Annotated in this window: 20 protein-coding genes; 10 read left to right on the top strand and 10 right to left on the bottom strand. The window is 59.3% G+C overall.

Features of this window, described 5'->3' with window-relative positions:
• Positions 1–5 precede the first annotated feature (5 nt).
• Genes TRIHO_RS12805 through TRIHO_RS12820 form a run of 4 tightly spaced genes read right to left on the bottom strand, consistent with a single transcriptional unit; the run spans position 6 to position 2,428 of the window.
• Positions 6–335, bottom strand: coding sequence for a DMT family transporter (locus TRIHO_RS12805; protein ID WP_068244185.1), 330 nt, complete (start codon positions 333–335; stop codon positions 6–8).
• A 28-nt stretch (positions 336–363) separates the two neighbouring features.
• Positions 364–1,530 (bottom strand): HD domain-containing protein, encoded by a 1,167-nt coding sequence (locus TRIHO_RS12810; RefSeq protein WP_068244188.1) that lies wholly within the window; start codon positions 1,528–1,530, stop codon positions 364–366.
• Positions 1,527–1,775, bottom strand: a complete 249-nt coding sequence (locus TRIHO_RS12815; RefSeq protein WP_068244191.1) for a hypothetical protein — start codon at positions 1,773–1,775, stop codon at positions 1,527–1,529. Before TRIHO_RS12815 ends, TRIHO_RS12810 begins: the two co-directional genes overlap by 4 nt.
• Positions 1,775–2,428: an alpha/beta hydrolase gene (locus TRIHO_RS12820; protein WP_068244194.1), complete on the bottom strand. Its 654-nt coding sequence runs from the start codon at positions 2,426–2,428 to the stop codon at positions 1,775–1,777. Before TRIHO_RS12820 ends, TRIHO_RS12815 begins: the two co-directional genes overlap by 1 nt.
• 184 nt (positions 2,429–2,612) lie before the next feature.
• On the opposite strand from TRIHO_RS12820, the gene iscR reads away from it, so the two are divergent.
• The 9 genes from iscR to TRIHO_RS12865 all read left to right on the top strand — a co-directional run bounded on the left by iscR (position 2,613) and on the right by TRIHO_RS12865 (position 10,952).
• The gene (gene iscR / locus TRIHO_RS12825) at positions 2,613–3,071 is read left to right on the top strand and encodes a Fe-S cluster assembly transcriptional regulator IscR (protein ID WP_068244197.1); all 459 of its coding nucleotides are present in this window, start codon (positions 2,613–2,615) and stop codon (positions 3,069–3,071) included.
• A 46-nt stretch (positions 3,072–3,117) separates the two neighbouring features.
• Positions 3,118–4,161, top strand: a complete 1,044-nt coding sequence (locus TRIHO_RS12830; RefSeq protein ID WP_068244199.1) for a cysteine desulfurase family protein — start codon at positions 3,118–3,120, stop codon at positions 4,159–4,161.
• A 15-nt stretch (positions 4,162–4,176) separates the two neighbouring features.
• Positions 4,177–5,697 carry a Fe-S cluster assembly protein SufB gene (sufB, locus tag TRIHO_RS12835; protein ID WP_068244202.1) on the top strand — a complete coding sequence of 507 codons (1,521 nt, stop codon included), beginning with the start codon at positions 4,177–4,179 and terminating at the stop codon, positions 5,695–5,697.
• Positions 5,698–5,807: 110 nt separating this feature from the next.
• Complete coding sequence (locus tag TRIHO_RS12840; protein ID WP_068244205.1) at positions 5,808–6,572, top strand: FkbM family methyltransferase; 765 nt, start codon at positions 5,808–5,810, stop codon at positions 6,570–6,572.
• A 60-nt stretch (positions 6,573–6,632) separates the two neighbouring features.
• Entirely contained in the window at positions 6,633–7,388 is a 756-nt protein-coding gene (sufC, locus tag TRIHO_RS12845) for a Fe-S cluster assembly ATPase SufC (protein ID WP_068244209.1), read from the top strand.
• Positions 7,388–8,668, top strand: a complete 1,281-nt coding sequence (locus TRIHO_RS12850; protein ID WP_068244212.1) for a SufB/SufD family protein — start codon at positions 7,388–7,390, stop codon at positions 8,666–8,668. The genes sufC and TRIHO_RS12850 overlap by 1 nt, the downstream gene beginning before the upstream one ends.
• Before the next feature lie 7 nt (positions 8,669–8,675).
• A complete protein-coding gene (locus tag TRIHO_RS12855) occupies positions 8,676–9,161 on the top strand; it encodes a hypothetical protein (RefSeq protein WP_068244456.1) in 486 nt (161 codons plus the stop codon).
• On the top strand, positions 9,161–9,739 hold the full coding sequence (locus tag TRIHO_RS12860) for a YIP1 family protein (RefSeq protein ID WP_068244215.1): 579 nt from the start codon (positions 9,161–9,163) through the stop codon (positions 9,737–9,739). The genes TRIHO_RS12855 and TRIHO_RS12860 overlap by 1 nt, the downstream gene beginning before the upstream one ends.
• A complete protein-coding gene (locus TRIHO_RS12865) occupies positions 9,732–10,952 on the top strand; it encodes a cysteine desulfurase (RefSeq protein ID WP_068244218.1) in 1,221 nt (406 codons plus the stop codon). Before TRIHO_RS12860 ends, TRIHO_RS12865 begins: the two co-directional genes overlap by 8 nt.
• Positions 10,953–11,534: 582 nt before the next feature.
• Here the strand turns inward: TRIHO_RS12865 and TRIHO_RS12870 are convergent.
• Entirely contained in the window at positions 11,535–12,758 is a 1,224-nt protein-coding gene (locus TRIHO_RS12870) for an acyl-CoA dehydrogenase (protein WP_068244221.1), read from the bottom strand.
• Positions 12,759–12,855: 97 nt separating this feature from the next.
• Here TRIHO_RS12870 and TRIHO_RS12875 point away from each other — a divergent pair, with 97 nt between their 5' ends.
• Positions 12,856–13,767: a LysR substrate-binding domain-containing protein gene (locus TRIHO_RS12875; RefSeq protein WP_068244224.1), complete on the top strand. Its 912-nt coding sequence runs from the start codon at positions 12,856–12,858 to the stop codon at positions 13,765–13,767.
• A 101-nt stretch (positions 13,768–13,868) separates the two neighbouring features.
• On the opposite strand, the gene phoB is transcribed toward TRIHO_RS12875, so the two are convergent.
• The 5 genes from phoB to pstC are packed head-to-tail and all read right to left on the bottom strand — an operon-like array spanning position 13,869 to position 18,947.
• Positions 13,869–14,558, bottom strand: a complete 690-nt coding sequence (gene phoB, locus TRIHO_RS12880; protein ID WP_068244227.1) for a phosphate regulon transcriptional regulator PhoB — start codon at positions 14,556–14,558, stop codon at positions 13,869–13,871.
• A 3-nt stretch (positions 14,559–14,561) separates the two neighbouring features.
• The gene (phoU, locus tag TRIHO_RS12885) at positions 14,562–15,272 is read right to left on the bottom strand and encodes a phosphate signaling complex protein PhoU (RefSeq protein WP_068244229.1); all 711 of its coding nucleotides are present in this window, start codon (positions 15,270–15,272) and stop codon (positions 14,562–14,564) included.
• Positions 15,273–15,289: 17 nt separating this feature from the next.
• Positions 15,290–16,087 carry a phosphate ABC transporter ATP-binding protein PstB gene (gene pstB / locus TRIHO_RS12890; protein ID WP_068244231.1) on the bottom strand — a complete coding sequence of 266 codons (798 nt, stop codon included), beginning with the start codon at positions 16,085–16,087 and terminating at the stop codon, positions 15,290–15,292.
• 14 nt (positions 16,088–16,101) lie between these two features.
• Positions 16,102–17,469: a phosphate ABC transporter permease PstA gene (pstA, locus tag TRIHO_RS12895; protein WP_068244234.1), complete on the bottom strand. Its 1,368-nt coding sequence runs from the start codon at positions 17,467–17,469 to the stop codon at positions 16,102–16,104.
• Positions 17,469–18,947: a phosphate ABC transporter permease subunit PstC gene (gene pstC / locus TRIHO_RS12900; protein ID WP_068244237.1), complete on the bottom strand. Its 1,479-nt coding sequence runs from the start codon at positions 18,945–18,947 to the stop codon at positions 17,469–17,471. Before pstC ends, pstA begins: the two co-directional genes overlap by 1 nt.
• Between the last annotated feature and the right edge of the window lie 66 nt (positions 18,948–19,013).

The raw sequence follows: 19,013 nt of genomic DNA on the forward strand, positions 1-19,013 counted from the left end.
GGGTTTTAGTGGCTGGCGCTGTTGGAAAACAGGTGAATCACCAGGATGCCCGCCAGGATCATCGCCATTCCGAGGGCGGCGGGAAAGTCGATCCGCTGACCAAAAACGACAAATCCGATGATGGCAATCAACACGATGCCCAGGCCGGACCAGATCGCGTAAACGATACCGACCGGCATGACCTTCAGCGTCAGGCTCATCAGAAAGAACGACGCCCCATAGGCCACAATGACAATCAGGACCGGGCCGAGCCGGGTGAATTGCTGGCTGGCCTGCAGCGCCGTGGTGCCGATCGTCTCGGCAAGTACTGCGGCCATAAGATAGAGATAGTGCATCGTGAAACCTCGGTACGGGACGTGGGCGTCAGATCCGGCCTTGTGCCGTGAACCATGGGGTGAGCAGGCGGCGAATATGATCCCAGACCAGCGGCGCCCCGCGCGCGACCTTGGCTCCGACCCGCGTGTCGAGCTGGGGCAGGGTGACGTTGTAGTCAACCCAGCTGCCGCCGCCATTCGCGAGGTTCAACAAGATCGGCTGGACCCGGTCAATGGCCTTGGCAAAGATCGCATCTGGCGTATTGTTGGCCTCGAATTCGTCCCAGAGGGCCAGAAAATCGCGCGCTTGAGCCTCCGGCAGCATGCCAAAGAGCCGCTGGGCCGCGGCCTGCTCTGCTGCGGCGATCCGGGCCAGGTCAGCGGCCGCAAGGGCGGTATGGATCGGCACGTCGCCCGCGTCGATTTCCACCAGGTCGTGCAGCAAGAGCATCGCCAGCACCCGGTCTGGCGCGATGTTGGTCGAACTGTGCTCTGCCAGAACCCAGGCGTAGAGCATGATATGCCAGCTGTGTTCGGCGGAGTTTTCATGGCGGCTGCCATCTGCGATCTTTGAGGCCCGCAGCACGGACTTGAGCTGATCCGCTTCGGACAGAAACCGGAGCCGGGCGGAGAAATCCGTTTCGGGCAGTGTCTGGCCGGACAAAAGCAACTGCGCCGCGTCATAGGCCTCGGGAAACCGGTCTTTGAGGCAGGTCGCGCGCCCGGTGGCAAGGTTCTCGCGCACAACGCGGATATGGTCCGGAGGCGCCGCAGATCCGCAAAGCGTCTGGAAGATCGGCTGACAGTAGTCCAGAGCTTTTGCAAAGCGAGCGTCCGGGCTTTCGGCGGCTTCGAACTCCGTCCAGAGGCCTGCGAAGACGTCGGACTGCGCCGCTGGCAGCAAACCAAAGATCCTGCGTTGCGCGACCTCTTCTGCCGCGGCAACCGCAGACCAGTTGGTCGGCTCATCAATCGGATGATCGCCCACGTCGATTTCAACGATGTCATGCAGCAGCAACATCTTGATCACCCGTGGGATCGAAACCTCTGCGGGGGCATAGGGCGCGAAACACAGCGCATAAAGCGCAAGGTGCCAGCTGTGTTCGGCAGAGTTTTCCCGGCGACGGCCGTCCAGCAACAGGTTCTGACGCTCTACCTGGCGTAACCTCTCGATGTCGCACAGGAATTCGAATTGCAGCGTCAGGTCTGAGGTCATTCTTTGGTCTGGGCCCTTGCTTCTAGCGCCGCCTTGGCGGTTTCTAAACGGGTCGTCAGGAATTCGCGCGCCGTGCGTTCGGCAAGCCGGACGCGGATCTCTGTCAAATAAGCTTCTTCAAGAGATTGAGAGGCCGCCCCGAGTACCTGGGCGACCTCCATGTATATGCGATCTTCTTCAAGCGCATCCTGGACCTTGAGCGTATCCTCAGCCAGCTGAGCCGCCAGCCTGTCCAGCGTCGACATCAGCGCGAGCTTTCCGTCAGCCGCCGCTTCACATAGTCGTTCACGTTGCCGATCATGTTGTCCATATGCGTGTCCTGGAAGAAATGATCCGCGCCTTCGATCTCGGTATGGGTGATGGTGATGCCCTTCTGCTCGTGCAGCTTGTTCACCAGGTTCACCGTGTCCGCAGGCGGGGCAACCCGGTCGGCGGTCCCGTTGATGATCAACCCGGAGGACGGGCAGGGCGCGAGGAAGGAAAAGTCATACATATTGGCAGGTGGGGCGACCGAGATAAATCCGGTGATCTCCGGCCGACGCATCAACAGTTGCATACCGATCCAGGCCCCAAAGGAGAACCCAGCGACCCAGCAATGCTTTGAATTGTTGTTCATCGACTGCAGATAATCGAGCGCAGATGTGGCATCGGACAGTTCTCCGACGCCCTGATCGTATTCGCCTTGCGAGCGACCCACGCCGCGAAAATTAAACCGCAGGACGGTAAAGCCCATGTTATAGAAGGCATAGTGAAGGTTATACACCACCTTGTTGTTCATGGTGCCGCCGAATTGGGGATGCGGATGCAGCACGATTGCGATCGGCGCGTCCTTTTCCTTTTGCGGGTGGTAACGGCCTTCCAGGCGTCCTTCGGGTCCGGGGAAAATGACCTCAGGCATGGGTGGGTGGATCCTACTCTCTTTTGGCGCGAATGTCAGAGACATATACTTGACGAAATTTCTCTGACACCTTAGAACTATTCTAAAGAGGCGCGGGTTGCTACCGGCACCTTGTCAAGCTGAAATACGCATTGGCAATGGTATCGTCAATCATTTGCTGCCTTTTCGACGAAAGGGTGAGTGGATGAAGCTTTCTACAAAGGGTCGGTATGCCATGGTGGCCTTGGCCGACATCGCAATGCATCCGGCAAAGGGGTTGGTCGTGCTGGCCGACATCTCGCGGCGCCAGGACATCTCGCTGCCGTATCTGGAACAGCTGTTTGTTAAACTGCGGCGGGCGGGACTTGTGTCCTCGGTTCGTGGTCCCGGTGGTGGGTATCGCCTGGCAAGACCCGCAACGGAGATCCGCGTGGTTGAAATCCTGGCCGCCGTCGACGAGACGGTGGATGCGATGCACAAAGGCGCCGGCGTCTCTGGCGGGGCCTGTGGCAGCCGCGAACAATCGTTGACCAACCGGCTTTGGGAGGGGTTGAGCGCGCATGTCTATGTGTTCCTGCACCAGACCCGCCTGTCGGATGTGATCGACAATGATCTTGCGCCCTGTCCCGCGGTTCCGACCCTGTTTGCGGTTGTGGATGAATAAATCCTCCTAAACCCATGCCTTTGCTTTGTTTCTGGAAAGATCCACGATGACCCGCGTCTATTTGGACCATAATGCCACATCGCCGCTGCGCCCCGAAGCGCGGGCGGCCATGGTTGCGGCGATGGATCTCTGTGGCAATCCCTCATCGGTTCACGCCGAAGGGCGCGCGGCCAAATCCCTGGTGGAACGCGCGCGGGCCCAGATCGCTGCTGCCTTTGGTGCCGAGGGGGCCGATATCGTCTTTACCTCGGGATCAACAGAAGGGGCCGCGCTGGCGCTTTCTGGTCGCGACCTGCACGGATCTGTGGTTGAGCATGACGCCGTAAGGTCCTGGGTGACTGAAGATCTATCTGTTTCCCAGTCGGGTGTTGTCACGGTTTTGGATCCCGCGCGTTCAACCCTTCAACTGGCCAACTCGGAAACGGGCATCGTGCAAGATCTGCCGGACGGGCTGGCGGTGACGGATGCGACCCAGGTTTTTGGCAAACTGCCGGCTGCGTTTAATTGGATGGGGGCGACGATGGCCCTGATGTCGGCGCATAAATTCGGTGGCCCCAAGGGGGTCGGCGCGCTCTTGCTCAAACGTGGCACGGAGCTTTCGTCGCAGATCAAAGGGGGCGGCCAGGAGATGGGACGCCGGTCGGGGACGGAAAATGTGATTGGAATCGCAGGTTTCGGAGCCGCAGCTGAAGCCGCTGCCAAAGATTTGGACGCGGGCGTCTGGGATCGGGTTGCAGAACTTAGAAATATTCTAGAAAACGCGGTTGCGGCAGAGTGCCCAGAAACTATTTTCATAGGGCAGGCGGCCCGCCGCCTTCCGAATACCTCGTGTTTCGCGACCCCCGGCTGGAAGGGCGAAACGCAGATCATGCAGATGGATCTGGCTGGTTTTGCGATCAGTGCAGGCAGTGCCTGTTCCAGTGGCAAGGTGCGTGCCAGCGCGGTTCTGACCGCAATGGGATTTGACGAGATCACGGCCCAGGGTGCGATCCGCGTATCGCTCGGGCCGGAGACGACTGAAACGGATGTGTTGCGCTTTGCTAAAGCGTGGTGCGCCAAACAGAAGAAACATCGCGCCCGTTTGGCGTGAGTTTAGGAGAAGACGATGGCCGCTCTGGACCAATTCGAAGCAAAAGAAGGTGTTGATCAGGAAACGGTGGATGCCGTTCGCGATGTCAGCACCTACAAATACGGTTGGAATACCGATATCGAGATGGAATACGCGCCCAAGGGCGTGAACCCGGACATTGTGCGGCTGATCTCGGACAAGAACGAAGAGCCCGAATGGATGACCGAATGGCGTCTTCAGGCCTTTGACCGCTGGACCGGTATGAAAGAACCGGAGTGGGCGATGGTGACCTACCCCAAGATCGACTTTCAGGATCAATACTACTATGCCCGTCCCAAGAGCATGGAAGTAAAGCCAAAGTCGCTGGACGAGGTCGATCCGAAGCTTTTGGCGACCTATGAAAAGCTCGGTATCCCGTTGAAAGAACAGATGCTTCTGGCCGGCGTCGAGGGCGCCGAGGGCGCGCCCGCCGAAGGCCGCAAGGTCGCAGTCGATGCGGTGTTTGATTCCGTTTCCGTCGGCACGACTTTCCAGGCGGAACTGAAAAAGGCCGGCGTGATCTTCTGTTCGATCTCCGAAGCGATCCGGGAGCATCCCGAGCTGGTGAAAAAATACCTCGGCACGGTGGTTCCTGCGTCGGATAACTTCTACGCCACGCTGAACTCCGCTGTGTTCTCGGATGGGTCCTTTGTCTATGTGCCGCCGGGCGTGCGCTGCCCGATGGAACTGTCGACCTATTTCCGCATCAACGCCGAAAACACCGGTCAGTTCGAACGTACGCTGATCATCGCTGACAAGGGCTCTTATGTGTCCTACCTCGAAGGCTGCACCGCGCCGCAGCGCGATACCGCACAGCTGCATGCCGCCGTGGTCGAGATCATCATCGAAGAAGACGCAGAGGTGAAATATTCCACCGTTCAGAACTGGTATCCCGGCGACGAGAACGGCAAGGGCGGCATTTATAACTTTGTCACCAAACGTGCCGATTGCCGGGGCGACCGGGCCAAGGTGATGTGGACGCAGGTGGAAACCGGCTCTGCCGTGACCTGGAAATACCCGTCCTGCATCCTGCGCGGCGACGAAAGCCAGGGCGAGTTCTACTCCATCGCCATCGCCAACAACATGCAGCAGGCCGATACCGGCACCAAGATGATCCACCTCGGCAAAAACACCAAAAGCCGGATCGTGTCCAAGGGGATCTCTGCCGGCAAGGCGCAGAACACCTATCGCGGGCTGGTTTCGATGCACCCGAAGGCGAAAAACTCGCGCAACTATACCCAGTGCGACAGCTTGCTGATCGGGGATAAATGCGGTGCCCACACGGTGCCGTACATCGAGGTGAAGAACAATTCTTCCCGCGTCGAGCATGAGGCCACCACCTCCAAGGTGGATGACGACCAGCTGTTCTATTGCCGCCAGCGCGGCATGGATGAGGAAGAAGCGGTCGCCCTGGTGGTGAACGGGTTCTGCAAGGATGTTCTTCAGGCACTGCCGATGGAATTTGCCATGGAAGCCCAGCAACTGGTTGCGATTTCGCTCGAAGGTTCGGTGGGCTAACCATGGTCCTTACCACCACCGCTTCCGTCAATATGCACGCCAGGGCCGCGTTTTGCGGTGTCGGTGCGACGGCGATGGTGGGCTAGGCTTGCAAGTTCGGAGACACGACAGTGCTGTTTGACCCAGATCACTTGGCGGAATTCCTGCGGCGTGTGGCGTCTGGCCAATCCGTGGGCTTTGGCGGTGTAGACCTCTACACAAGCGAAATTCACGGCCGCCGGATGGTGTTCTCGGTCGAGATGCAGCGGGATCCGATCCAGCGGTCCCATCGCGAAGGGCGCTTTTACGAAGAGGAAGAACTGGCTGTTATCAAGTCGCTTTTTCCTCTTGGGGGCACCTTCGTCGATATCGGGGCGAATGTGGGGAACCATGGGCTTTATGCGGCGGTCTTTCTGTCGGCCGGCAAGGTTATCCCGTTCGAGCCGAACCCGCGCGCCTACAAGCTGTTGCTGTCGAACATCGCGGCCAATGGGCTCGCGGCGCGGTTCGATCTGAGCCATATCGGCAAGGGGCTTGGCGCGGCACCGCAGGGCAGCTTTGGGATGGAGGATCGCGACCGGAACCTCGGCGCTGCAAAGATGTTGCCCGGCGCGGGTGACATCGAGGTGACCACGGGTGACCTTGCGCTGGCGGACAGCTCTCCCGACTTCATTAAGATCGACGTGGAAGGTATGGAAATTGATGTTCTTTCAGGTCTGAAAACCGTCATTTCCCGATGCCGTCCCGCCTTGCTGGTAGAGGTCGACCGTGACAACGACGACGCGTTTCATGCGCTGGTGGATGACCTTGGCTACGTGATTGCGGACACGCTGCAACGCTACAATCGAAACAAGAATTACGTTATCACACCCCGCCAGACCGGCGCGGATGGGTAACGAGACAAGAAAAGCAGCTGCCATCCCCGATGTGCTGCATGAGAGAAAAGGCGAAGAAACATGCTTGAAATCAAAAACCTGCACGTGAAACTTGAAGAAGAGGACAAGCAGATCCTCAAAGGCGTCAACCTGACCGTCGAAGCGGGCAAGGTCCATGCGATCATGGGGCCGAACGGGTCTGGCAAATCGACGCTGTCGTATGTTCTGTCCGGCAAGGATGGCTATGAGGTCACCGAAGGCTCCGCGACGCTGGAAGGCGAAGAGCTGCTGGAGCTGGAACCGGAAGAGCGCGCCGCGCTTGGCGTGTTTCTGGCCTTTCAATACCCGGTGGAAATCCCCGGCGTTGGCAACATGACCTTTCTGCGCACTGCCGTAAACGCACAGCGCAAGGCCCGTGGCGAAGAGGAATTGTCGGCCTCTGACTTCCTCAAGGTGGTGCGTGAAAAAGCCAAGACCCTGAAGATCGACGCCGAGATGCTGAAGCGTCCGGTCAATGTCGGCTTCTCCGGTGGTGAGAAAAAGCGCAACGAAATCCTGCAGATGGCGATGCTTGCGCCGAAGATGTGCATTCTTGACGAAACCGACTCCGGCCTGGATGTCGATGCGATGAAACTGGTTGCCGATGGCGTCAACGCGCTGCGGGACGAGGGCCGTGGCTTCCTTGTGATCACCCATTACCAGCGCCTGTTGGACCATATCAAACCGGACGTTGTGCACATCATGTCGGATGGGCGTATCATCAAGACGGGCGGCCCCGAGCTGGCGCTTGAAGTGGAGCATAACGGTTACGCCGACATCCTCGCAGAGGTGGCATAATGGCGCTTCCTGAACTGAAACACTCCACGACCGAGGCTCGCCTTGCGGCCTTGGACCTGCCGACCGGGGGCTGCCTTGACGTCGCCCGTCGTGCGGCCCTGTCCCGGGTTCAGACCATGGGTCTGCCTGATCGGCGTGATGAATACTGGAAATACACCCGCCCAGACACGTTGACCGCGGTGGAGGCACCAGCGGCTGCCGTGTTTGAAAGCGGCGAAGCAGCGATGTTCGATGGCTTTGACAGGCTGCAGATCGTCTTTGTCGATGGTGTGTTTGATCCGGATGCTTCGGATGATCTGTCGCTCGAAGGTGTCAGCATCGAACGGCTGATTGATCTGAAGGACAAAGATATCCATTGGTCCAAGGACATCTACGGCGTTCTTGAAGCACGCGGTCAGATCCCGGTGGAACGGCCCCTGGCGGCGCTGAACACAGCTTTTGCCACGGATGGTGTCGTTGTCCATGTCACCGGCACGCCGTCCAAGCCGCTCAACTTTGTATATCGTCACGGCCAGGAAAACTCTGACGCGATCCTGCACCATGTGATCAAGGTTGACAGCGATGCCGAAGCGACAATTCTTGAAAACGGACCCGCCGCATCGCGGTTCAACCACGTGATCGAGATCGACATCGCCGATCGTGGCACCCTGCATGTGGTGCGGTCGCAGGGGCGCGACCACGAACGCCGCGCAGCGACCCATATGTTCGCGCGGCTGGGCCAGGAATCCGTGTTCAAAAGCTTCACGCTGACCGTGAACGGTGTTTTGACCCGTAACGAGGCTGTGGTCGAATTTCTCGGCGATGACGCGGTCGCCCATGTCGCGGGGGCCTGCGTTGGCGATGGCGATTTTCACCACGACGACACCGTATTCGTCACACATGATGCGGTGAACTGTGAGAGCCGCCAGGTCTTCAAAAAGGTTCTGCGCAACGGTGCCACGGGCGTATTCCAGGGTAAGATCCTGGTGAAGGAAGGCGCGCAAAAGACTGACGGATATCAGATTTCCCAGTCCTTGCTGCTGGACGACGACAGCCAGTTCCTCGCCAAGCCAGAGCTGGAGATCTATGCCGACGACGTGGCCTGTTCGCACGGCTCCACCTCCGGTGCGATTGACGAGGAAGGCTTGTTCTATCTGCGGTCGCGCGGCGTGCCAGAGGCGGAGGCGACCAACCTCATGACCCTGGCGTTTCTAGCCGAAGCGGTACAGGAAATCGACAGCGACGAGATCGCCGCATCGATCAATGACCGCCTCTACGGCTGGTTGGCCCGGCGGGGCTGAGGCCACGATGGCGGTGAGCACCGACATTCTGGCGACCTACCGGCGACCCCAGCAGGTGATCGCGCGGCTCCTCTTGATGGGGCCGCGTGAAGACCGGCTTTTGGCAATCCTGATGGGCGGTTGCACCTTGATGTTCATCGCTCAGATGCCGCGTCTCGCCCGTGAATCCCATTTGACGGGGCAGGAGCTCAATATGCTGCTGGGCGGTGCGCTGCTCGGGATCGTTTTCATGGCGCCGCTGGCGCTTTATGCGCTGGCGTGGGTCTCGCACCTGATCCTGCGCGCTTTGGGCGGGCAGGGCGACGGGTACCAAAGTCGGCTGGCGCTGTTCTGGGCTTTTCTCGCGGCCACTCCGATCCTGTTGCTGAACGGTCTGGTGGCGGGATTCATCGGACAGGGCAGCGCGCTGAATGCGGTTGGTGTTTTCTGGTTTCTCATTTTCGTTTGGTTCTGGATTGCGGGATTGCGTCAGGCCTACTGGGGAAAATCTTGATGGATTTCAAATCGCTCGCCATCGAAACTTTGGTGGACCCGGCCTCGGCTGCGCGCCGCATGCTGATCCGGCAATTTGGCACAGATGTCGTCTGGACCGGTTTTGCGCTTTGCGTGGTTCTGACCGTTCTGCTCTATGCGGTTCAGGGCTATTTGCTCGGCGTGCCCTCCAATGGGGTCTTTCCGATGCTTAGCGCTCCGGCGTTTGGCGTGTTGCTCGTGTCCTTGCAGCTTGCCTTTACCTTTTGTGCGCTAGTGGTCGGGCGCTGGCTGGGTGGGCAGGCACGGTTTGTTCCATACCTTGGCCTGCTTGTTTGGCTCAGGTTCTTGAATATCGCTGTTCAAGCTGTTGCAATCGCCCTTATTTTTGTCGTTCCGCCCCTGGCGATCGTGCTGAATCTCATCTCAGCGATCTATGGGTTTTATCTGTTGCTACACTTCACGAACGAAGGTTTCGGGCTGGCGTCCCTGGCCAAATCTCTCGGTGTGGTTCTGATGGCCGGTCTCGGCGCGATCACGACCGTCCTGCTTCTGATGGGGCTTTTTGTCCCTGCAATTCTGGAGACGTCCAATGTATGATGTCGAAAAAATCCGATCCGATTTCCCAATCCTGTCGCGCGAGGTCAATGGAAGGCCGCTGACCTATCTCGACAATGGCGCCTCCGCTCAGAAGCCTCAGGTTGTGATTGATGCGGTGACAAAGGCCTACGCAGAGGAATATTCCAACGTTCACAGGGGGTTACACTTTCTTTCTAACCTCGCCACCGAAAAGTACGAAGCCGTCCGTGGCACCGTTGCCAAGTTTCTGAACGCCGGCAACGAAGACCATATCGTCCTCAACTCCGGGACCACCGAGGGGATCAATCTCGTGGCCTATGGCTGGGCGATGCCGCGTTTCGAAGCCGGCGATGAAATTGTGCTGTCGGTCATGGAGCATCATGCCAATATCGTGCCCTGGCATTTCCTGCGGGAGCGCCAGGGCGTCGTGTTGAAATGGGTCGAACCCGATGCTGATGGCAGCCTTGATCCGCAAAGCGTTCTGGATGCGATTGGCCCACGCACCAAACTTGTGGCGATTACCCATTGTTCCAACGTGCTGGGGACTGTTGTTGATGTTAAATCCATCTGTACCGGTGCCCGTGCCAAAGGCGTTCCGGTTCTGGTCGACGGGTCACAGGGCGCGGTCCATTTGCCGGTAGATGTTCAGGACATCGGTTGTGATTTCTATGCGATCACGGGGCATAAGCTTTATGGACCGTCAGGATCCGGTGCGATCTATATCCGGCCAGAACGAATGGCAGAGATGCGGCCGTTCATCGGTGGTGGTGACATGATCAAGGAAGTCAGTCGCGACCGGGTGATCTATAACGATCCGCCGATGAAGTTTGAGGCCGGAACGCCTGGGATCGTGCAGACGATCGGACTGGGTGTTGCGCTGGACTATATGATGGATATCGGCATGGCTGAGATTTCCACGCACGAGGCCGAGCTGCGCGATTATGCTAGCCGCAAGTTTCAAGGCCTCAACTGGTTGAACATCCAGGGGCAAGCGGCGGACAAGGCCGCTATCTTCAGCCTGACCCTGGACGGCGCCGCACATGCTCACGATATCTCGACGATCCTGGACAAAAAAGGCGTCGCCGTGCGTGCGGGTCATCACTGTGCGGGACCGTTGATGGATTTCCTTGGCGTGACCGCGACCTGCCGGGCGTCCTTTGGGCTGTATAACACCACATCAGATGTTGATCGTCTCGTGGATGCGCTGGAACTGGCACACGAGCTTTTCGCCTGAAACTACCAGAACAAACTGGTCACCAATTGGATGCGGCGCGGGAATACACCGTCGCCGCATCACCTCTTATTTACATAATACTGATTATCGGACTTGTAGTTCGGTCGAAATCACGCGGCCTGTTGTGCACGACATCACTGTGTCTTGGTCGACTTAGACCAGCAAATATGCTGTTTGAACGGCGTTTTCCCGTGTATGACCTGCAGAATTTGCGGATGCCGTTAACCGCTGTCTCGCCAACAGCCACTGTGGCAGGACGGAACCTTTTGCAAATTTGTCGACGCAGAGAATGAGTTTCTGAAAAAATCCGAGAATTGCAAAAATGCTAGCTTGGATCGTCATACTTGGCCTGCATGATCCGAAACGCGCAAAGTGCGCTGGAGGATCTTCAGGCCGGTTAACGCCTTTTGCCCAAAATGCCTTTCAAATTGTATCAGTGTTAACGGTACTCTTCACAAATCTAGCCGAGGTCAAGGGCATACACAGGCCGATATCAGGACTGATGGCACGCCTATCCCCGCAAAATGACGGGGCCTGCATTTCTGCAAGCCCCGTATTGTGTTTCTGCGGTGCGTTAAGGGTTTAAAAGAACGCCTGCAATCCGGTCTGTGCGCGCCCAAGGATGAGCGCATGGACATCATGGGTGCCCTCGTAGGTGTTCACCGTCTCCAGGTTCACCATATGCCGGATCACATGGAACTCCAGACTGATCCCGTTGCCGCCATGCATGTCCCGCGCGACACGGGCAATCTCGAGCGCCTTGCCGCAGTTGTTGCGTTTGACGATGGAAATCATTTCCGGCGCGGCGTTCGCCTCGTCCATCAGGCGCCCGACCCGTAGCGACGCCTGCAGCCCAAGCGCGATTTCGGTTTGCATATTGGCCAGTTTGAGTTGGAACAGCTGTGTGTTTGCCAGCGGACGCCCGAATTGCTGACGGTCCAATCCGTACTGGCGGGCCGCATGCCAGCAGGATTCCGCCGCGCCCATGACGCCCCAGCTGATCCCGTAGCGGGCCCGATTGAGACAGCCAAACGGACCTTTGAGCCCTTCGACATAGGGCAGCAGCGCGTCCTCGCCCACCTCGACATTGTCCATTACGATCTCGCCGGTGATCGACGCCCGCAGCGACATTTTCTTTTCGATTTTCGGCGCCGACAGGCCTTTCATTCCCTTTTCCAGCACAAAACCGCGGATCTTGCCGCCATGTGCCTCTGATTTTGCCCAAACGACAAAGATATCGGCGATGGGCGCATTGGAGATCCACATTTTGGAGCCGGTCAGACGATAGCCATCGGCGGTTTTTACCGCGCGGGTCTTCATCCCGGCCGGATCCGACCCGGCGTCCGGTTCGGTCAGGCCAAAACACCCGATCCATTCGCCGGAGGCGAGTTTTGGCAGGTATTTTTGGCGCTGTGCCTCGCTGCCATAGGCGTAGATCGGATACATCACCAAGGAGCTTTGGACTGACATCATGGAGCGATAGCCGCTGTCCACCCGCTCGACCTCACGCGCGACCAGGCCGTAAGACACGTAGCCGCCGCCCAATCCGCCGTATTCTTCGGGAATCGTGGTGCCAAGCAGGCCCATTTCGCCCATCTCACGGAAAATCTCCGGGTCAGTGTGTTCGGATTGGAAGGCTTCGGTGACGCGGCTTTGCAGTTTTTCCTGTGCGTAGGCGCGTGCCGAGCTTTCGATCATGCGTTCGTCTTCGGTCAATTGGTCCGACAGCCGGAACGGGTCTTCCCAATTGAATTTGCCCAGATCGGGGGCGTCTTTGGCGCGCAGGCTTGGTTTTGCATCCGGCATCGGGAGGTCTCCTCAAAAAGTGTTGTTGAAACCTTAAGGCGGCGCGGGGTGAAAAAACAGCGAGACTTTGACAATCCTATATGACAAAAGGTCATACATGTCTGTGCCGCGTCGTTTCCTTCCTTCGATATCCTCTCTGCGTGCGCTGGAGGCGCTGGACCGGCTTGGCAGCGCATCGGCCGCCGCGGCAGAATTGTCGCTGACACAGGGCGCAGTAAGTCGCCAATTGCAGGCGCTGGAGCGGCAATTGGGGCTGGAGCTTGTGGTGCGCGCGGGGAAAAAGCTGACATTGTCCACCGAGGCTGCGGCCTACGCCGATGAAATTCGCCAAGCCCTGGATCGGATCGCCCAAGCGACCCTGACGGTGCAAGCCAGCCCACTGGCGGGTAGCCTCAACCTTGCTATTCTGCCGGCCTTTGGGATGCGTTGGCTGATGCCACGGTTGCCGGAGTTTTCGCGTCGCCACCCCGATGTGACAATCAATATGTCAACGCGTCTTACTCAGTTCAACTTCGCACTGGAAGGGTTTGATGCCGCGCTTCATTTCGGAAACGCCGATTGGCCGGGAACAGATTCCCTGCTGTTGAAGCAGGAGCAATTGTTGCCAGTGTGCGCGCCAGAGCTGCGGCAGCGGTATCAGCTCGCCGCGCCGGCGGATGTGTTGGACATGCCGCTTTTGCATATCCAGTCCCGTCCCAATGCCTGGCGTGATTGGTTCGCGCGGCAAGACGTCCAGCCGGAGGGCGCCCTGCCGGGAACAATGTATGATCAATTCGCAACCATAAATCAGGCCGCCTTGCATGGGCTCGGCGTGGCGTTGATGCCGGACTACCTGGTTGAACAGGATCTGGCCACCGGTCGGCTGGTCGCCCTGCACGCCCAGCCAGAAGATATCGGCGGCGCCTACTATCTGGTGTGGCCACGATCAAAGGCGCGAAACCCGGCCCTGTTGCAGTTTCGCGGCTGGCTGGCCGGGCAGGCGCAACCAGAAGACCCCCTGCCCCGATAGCATAAATGCCAGCACCAGCCGCAGGCCACAAAACCGCGGCGACAAGACAAACGGCCCCGACCTGCGCCGGGACCGCTCTGCGTCTTTCGGGGACGTTTTTGTCAGCCGAGCGCGTAGCCGGCGCCGCGCACCGTACGCACCGGATCTTCACCGCCATGCTGGGTCAGCGCCTTGCGCAACCGACCGATATGGACATCCACGGTGCGGGTATCGACGTAAATGTCGCGCCCCCAGACCCGGTCCAGCAGCTGTTCGCGGCTCCAGACCCGGCCCGGCTTTTCCATAAACGTGGAGAGCAGGCGAAATTCGGTCGGACCGAGTTTCAGCGGATGTTCCGATCGGCTTACCTTGTGGGTTTCCGCATCCAGGATGATGTCGTCGAACTCCAGCCGCATACCAACGGTGGCGGGACGCACGCGGCGCAATTGGGTGCGCACCCGCGCCATCAGCTCGATGACGGAATAGGGTTTCACCACATAGTCATCGGCACCGGTTTCCAGCCCGCGCACCTTGTCCACCTCTTCGGATCGGGCCGACAGCATGATGATCGGAATGCCGCGGGTTTCGGTCCGTGTTTTCAGACGACGGCAGACTTCGATACCGGTGAGATTGGGCATCATCCAGTCCAGGACGATGATATCCGGCATGTCCTCGTCCACCAGGAGCAAAGCCTCTTCGCCGTTTTCCGCCTTGATCACCCGAAAGCCGTCGGCTTCCAGGTTGTAGGCCAGCACTTCCCGCTGGGCCAGCTCGTCCTCGACGACCAGAACCGTGGGCTGATCGACTGCCATGGCTTAGACCTCCTGCGGCGAAACCGATGTGGTATCCGCCTTGATGCGTTCTTCTTCCGGCTTGTTGCCGGTCACGAGATAGATCACCTGCTCGGCCATCGCGGTAACGTGGTCGCCCATGCGTTCCACGTTCTTGGCGATGAAATGCAGGTGCATGCAGGAGGTGATGTTGCGCGGATCCTCCATCATATGGGTCAGGAACTCGCGGAACAGGGCGTTGTACATCTGGTCGACGTCGCGGTCCCGTTCGATCACGTCCCGTGCCAGTTCGGCGTCGCGCTGGATGTAGCTGTCCAGGGCGTCCTTCAGCATCAGTTCCACTTCGCGTGCCATCCGGCGCAGCGCGGCAGAGCTGTCCGCGACCGCCGGCCCCTGCACCAGCACCCCGGTGCGTTTTGCCATGTTCTTGGCATAGTCGCCGATCCGTTCCAGGTGGCCGGAGATCTTCATCACGCTGAGGACGACGCGCAAATCCACCGCCGCAGGCGAGCGGATCGCGATCACGCGGGCCGCGTCTTCGTTGATCAGCTCTTCGAGCCCGTCAATGGCGGCATCGGCCTTGACGACCTTGGCCGCCAGTTCCTCGTCGCGGGTTTCCAGCGCCCGGGCGGCCTCCATGATGGCGGCCTCGACCAGGCCGCCCATTTTCATGATCCGGGCCTGGATCGCCTCGAGGTCCCGATCGAATGCGGATGCAATGTGTTGCTCTTCCATCAGATATTCTCTCTACCTTAGCCGATGCGGCCGGTGATGTAGCTTTCGGTGCGAGGATCTTCGGGATTGGTGAAGATCTGACCGGTCGGACCAAATTCAACCAGGTTGCCCAGGTGGAAGAAGGCGGTTTTTTGCGACACGCGCGCGGCCTGCTGCATCGAATGGGTCACGATGACCACCGAATAGCTTTTGCGCAATTCGTCGATCAGCTCTTCGACCTGGGCAGTGGCAATCGGATCGAGCGCCGAACAGGGTTCGTCCATCAGCAGGACTTCGGGTTCGGTGGCCACGGCGCGGGCGATGCACAGACGCTGTTGCTGACCACCGGACAGACCGGTGCCGGGCGCATGCAGGCGGTCCTTGACTTCGTCCCAGATCGCCCCGCGGCGCAGGGATTTTTCGACGATCTCGTCCAGTTCCGCCTTGCTGGTGGCCAGGCCGTGGATGCGCGGGCCATAGGCGACGTTGTCGTAGATCGACTTTGGAAACGGGTTCGGTTTCTGGAACACCATGCCGACCTGGGCGCGCAGCTGCACCGGGTCCACGCGCTTGTCGTAGATGTCCTCGCCTTCCAGCAGGATATTGCCCGTCACCCGGCAGATGTCGATGGTGTCGTTCATCCGGTTCAGGCACCGCAGGAAGGTGGATTTGCCGCAGCCCGACGGGCCGATAAAGGCCGTGACCGTCTTGTCTTCGATCTCGACGTTGACGCCCTTGATGGCATGCGTGTCGCCGTAATAGACGTTCACGTCCTGCGCGGCGATCTTGGTGCGTTGGGTTTCCACGGTATTATCCACTACTGTCATGTCGTTCATTGTAAATGTCTCCCTTACCAGCGGCGTTCAAAGCGGCGACGCAGGATCACGGCCAAGGTGTTCATGGTGATCAAGAAGACCAACAAGATGATGATGCCGCCCCAGGCGCGTTCGTAAAAGGCCGGGTCGGCGCGTTTTGCCCATTCGTAGATCTGGGCCGGCATGGCGGAATTCGGCGACAGGAGCCCTTCGGAGATGGTTCCCGGCGCGTTTGAGGCGATGAACCCGACCATGCCGATCAGCAACAGCGGTGCGGTTTCCCCAAGCGCCTGTGCCAGACCGATGATGGTCCCGGTCAGGATACCGGGGGCTGCAAGCGGCAGCACGTGGTGAAACACGGACTGCATTTTCGACGCCCCGACCCCCAGTGCCGCATCGCGGATCGACGGCGGCACCGCCTTGAGCGAGGCACGGGTCGAAATGATGATCGTCGGCAGGGTCATCAGGGTCAGCACCAGACCGCCCACCAGCGGCGCCGAGGACGGCAGGTGCATGTAGTTGATGAACACCGCAAGGCCAAGAATACCAAACACGATCGACGGAACCGCCGCGAGGTTGGAAATATTGACCTCGATGATGTCGGTCAGCCAGTTCTGCGGTGCAAATTCCTCCAGGTAGATGGAGGCCGCGACACCGATGGGCAGGGCCAGGACCAGCACCACCAGCATCATGAACAGCGACCCCAGCATGGAAACCCCCATGCCTGCCGCCTCGGGCCGGGCATCAGAGGCATCCGAGCCAAGGATGAACGACAGGTTGAAGGTTTTCTCGATCACATCCGCCGCGACCAGCGCATCCACCAGATCCAGCTGTTCGGCAGAGATATTCTTGTCATTGCCGATGCTGTCGCGGCTGACGCGGGATTTCAAATAGCCATCGACACGGCTTTGCGCGAGAAAGCGGAACTCGACCGTTTCGCCGATCTGGTCGGGGTTTTCGATCACATAGGCCCGCAGGGTGGCGGCGGCGTCCTTGGACAGGATATCGGCCATGGCCTTGGGCTTGAGCGGGGTTTCGATGCCCAGCTCGGATACTTTGGCCGCGACGGCATCGCGGATGATCGGGGCATAGCCGAAGGTGGTCACTTTCTTGATCTCGTCGAGATCGCGATTGCCGCTTTTGTCGAGCTTGTCTTCCAGCAGTTCCACTTCGAGCGTGATGAAGGTCTGTTGGAAGGCGCCGAGGCCGCGGCTGAAGATGGTCGTCACCAGAACCACCAGCATCAGCAGGCCGATGGCGATCGCCACGATCCCATAGGCCTTGAACCGGGTTTCGGCCGCGTTGCGTCGCTTGGTGCGGTCCGTCAGCTCCAGCAAGGAATTGCCGAGTTTTTTCTGCTTTGGAACGTCGCCAGAGGCGGGAGATTGGCTGAGGTCAGTCATTAGTCGTACTGCTCCCGGTATTTGCGCACAATATAAAGCGCGAGAACGTTGAGGCCCAGGGTAAGGACAAAGAGGGTCAGACCAAGCGCAAAGGCCACCAGCGTTTCGGGGCTGGCAAAATCTGTGTCGCCGGTCAGCTGGCTGACAATTCGGGTGGTGATCGTGGTCATGGCTTCAAGCGGGTTGCCAGAGAACTTGGCAATCGCCCCTGCCCCCATCACAACGATCATGGTTTCACCGATGGCACGCGAGGCGGCCAGCAGAACCGCGCCGACGATGCCAGGCAGGGCTGCCGGCACCACCACCTGGCGGACGGTTTCGGATTTGGTCGCGCCCAGCCCGAGCGAGCCGTCGCGCATCGCCTGCGGGACCGCGTTGATGATGTCATCCGACAGCGACGACACAAACGGGATCAGCATGATCCCCATCACCAGGCCGGCGGTCAGCACCGAAGTGGCCCCCGACATCCATTCGACGCCGAGAATGCCGTTTTCGCCCTGACCGAAGAATTTGACCAGGGCCGGCCCAACGGTCAGCAGCGCAAAGAGACCGTAGACGATGGTTGGAATGCCGGCGAGAATTTCCAGCAGCGGTTTGGCAAAGGCGCGTGTTGTCGCGCTGGCATATTCACTGAGGTAGATCGCGGCAAAAAGCCCGATCGGCACCGCCACCAGAAGCGCGATGACCGACACATAGAGCGTCCCCCAGAGCAGCGGCAGGATCGACAGGTCCGAGTCACCGCGAAAGTTCGGCGCCCAAGAGGAGCCAAAGAAGAAGTCGGTCCAGGGATGCAGCGCAAAGAAGTTGCGGGTTTCAAACACCATCGACAGTACGATGCCGATGGTGGTCAGGATCGCCAGCGACGCGGCCAGGATCAACAGGGCCATAATGCCCTGTTCCACCACGTTGCGGGCCCGGAAATCCCGATGCGTGCGACCATAGGACCAGGCAAAACCACCAAGTGCGGCCAGCGCCACGATCACCGTCATGACCAGAGTGCCGGTGGCATTCATCGTGCGATAGCTCTGCGCGGCCCGCAGCACCTCGGGGCGGACATCGGAGCCAAGCGCGACACCGATTTCACCAAGCCGGCCACGGACATCCGAAAATTCGGTGCGCACGCTGCTGGCCTGATCGCTGGTCATTGCGCCCTGGGCGACCGCGAGGTCCAGACCCTCGGCGACCCGGCGCACATCACTCATGACCAGCCCGCGGGTGGTGCCTTCCGTTATAACGTCATCCGGGATCAAGCTGGAAACCCGGGATTCAATGAGGATGGGCTGCAACAACAGCCAGGCCCCAAGAATAACAAGCGCCGGCACCAAGGCCGACAGCGCTACATTGTGCCCGTAATACGAGGGCAGCGAATGAAGGTCCTTCGGGTTTCCATTGGCGGAAACCAGCGCGCGGTTGCGGCCGAGGAAGAACCCGGCGACCGACAACGCGATCAGGACGAGAACAAGCCAGAAGGTGGGCATCAAGAGCTCCGTTCGACGGTGCGAAGTTGGAATTTATCTGAAACGAAAGGCCGGGGCAGCACACTG

It is taken from the genome of Tritonibacter horizontis (assembly GCF_001518015.1).
Lineage (GTDB): Bacteria > Pseudomonadota > Alphaproteobacteria > Rhodobacterales > Rhodobacteraceae > Epibacterium > Epibacterium horizontis.

Bases quoted from the DNA above. Each gene is read 5' to 3' on its own strand.
- TRIHO_RS12860 (WP_068244215.1), top strand. From the start codon at position 9,161: ATGGATTTCAAATCGCTCGCCATCGAAACTTTGGTGGACCCGGCCTCG.
- TRIHO_RS12870 (WP_068244221.1), bottom strand. From the start codon at position 12,758: ATGCCGGATGCAAAACCAAGCCTGCGCGCCAAAGACGCCCCCGATCTG.
- pstB (WP_068244231.1), bottom strand. From the start codon at position 16,087: ATGAACGACATGACAGTAGTGGATAATACCGTGGAAACCCAACGCACC.
- iscR (WP_068244197.1), top strand. From the start codon at position 2,613: ATGAAGCTTTCTACAAAGGGTCGGTATGCCATGGTGGCCTTGGCCGAC.
- pstA (WP_068244234.1), bottom strand. From the start codon at position 17,469: ATGACTGACCTCAGCCAATCTCCCGCCTCTGGCGACGTTCCAAAGCAG.
- TRIHO_RS12810 (WP_068244188.1), bottom strand. From the start codon at position 1,530: ATGACCTCAGACCTGACGCTGCAATTCGAATTCCTGTGCGACATCGAG.
- phoB (WP_068244227.1), bottom strand. From the start codon at position 14,558: ATGGCAGTCGATCAGCCCACGGTTCTGGTCGTCGAGGACGAGCTGGCC.
- sufC (WP_068244209.1), top strand. From the start codon at position 6,633: ATGCTTGAAATCAAAAACCTGCACGTGAAACTTGAAGAAGAGGACAAG.
- TRIHO_RS12830 (WP_068244199.1), top strand. From the start codon at position 3,118: ATGACCCGCGTCTATTTGGACCATAATGCCACATCGCCGCTGCGCCCC.
- TRIHO_RS12820 (WP_068244194.1), bottom strand. From the start codon at position 2,428: ATGCCTGAGGTCATTTTCCCCGGACCCGAAGGACGCCTGGAAGGCCGT.
- phoU (WP_068244229.1), bottom strand. From the start codon at position 15,272: ATGGAAGAGCAACACATTGCATCCGCATTCGATCGGGACCTCGAGGCG.
- sufB (WP_068244202.1), top strand. From the start codon at position 4,177: ATGGCCGCTCTGGACCAATTCGAAGCAAAAGAAGGTGTTGATCAGGAA.
- TRIHO_RS12865 (WP_068244218.1), top strand. From the start codon at position 9,732: ATGTATGATGTCGAAAAAATCCGATCCGATTTCCCAATCCTGTCGCGC.
- TRIHO_RS12875 (WP_068244224.1), top strand. From the start codon at position 12,856: ATGTCTGTGCCGCGTCGTTTCCTTCCTTCGATATCCTCTCTGCGTGCG.
- TRIHO_RS12855 (WP_068244456.1), top strand. From the start codon at position 8,676: ATGGCGGTGAGCACCGACATTCTGGCGACCTACCGGCGACCCCAGCAG.
- TRIHO_RS12850 (WP_068244212.1), top strand. From the start codon at position 7,388: ATGGCGCTTCCTGAACTGAAACACTCCACGACCGAGGCTCGCCTTGCG.
- TRIHO_RS12815 (WP_068244191.1), bottom strand. From the start codon at position 1,775: ATGTCGACGCTGGACAGGCTGGCGGCTCAGCTGGCTGAGGATACGCTC.
- pstC (WP_068244237.1), bottom strand. From the start codon at position 18,947: ATGCCCACCTTCTGGCTTGTTCTCGTCCTGATCGCGTTGTCGGTCGCC.
- TRIHO_RS12805 (WP_068244185.1), bottom strand. From the start codon at position 335: ATGCACTATCTCTATCTTATGGCCGCAGTACTTGCCGAGACGATCGGC.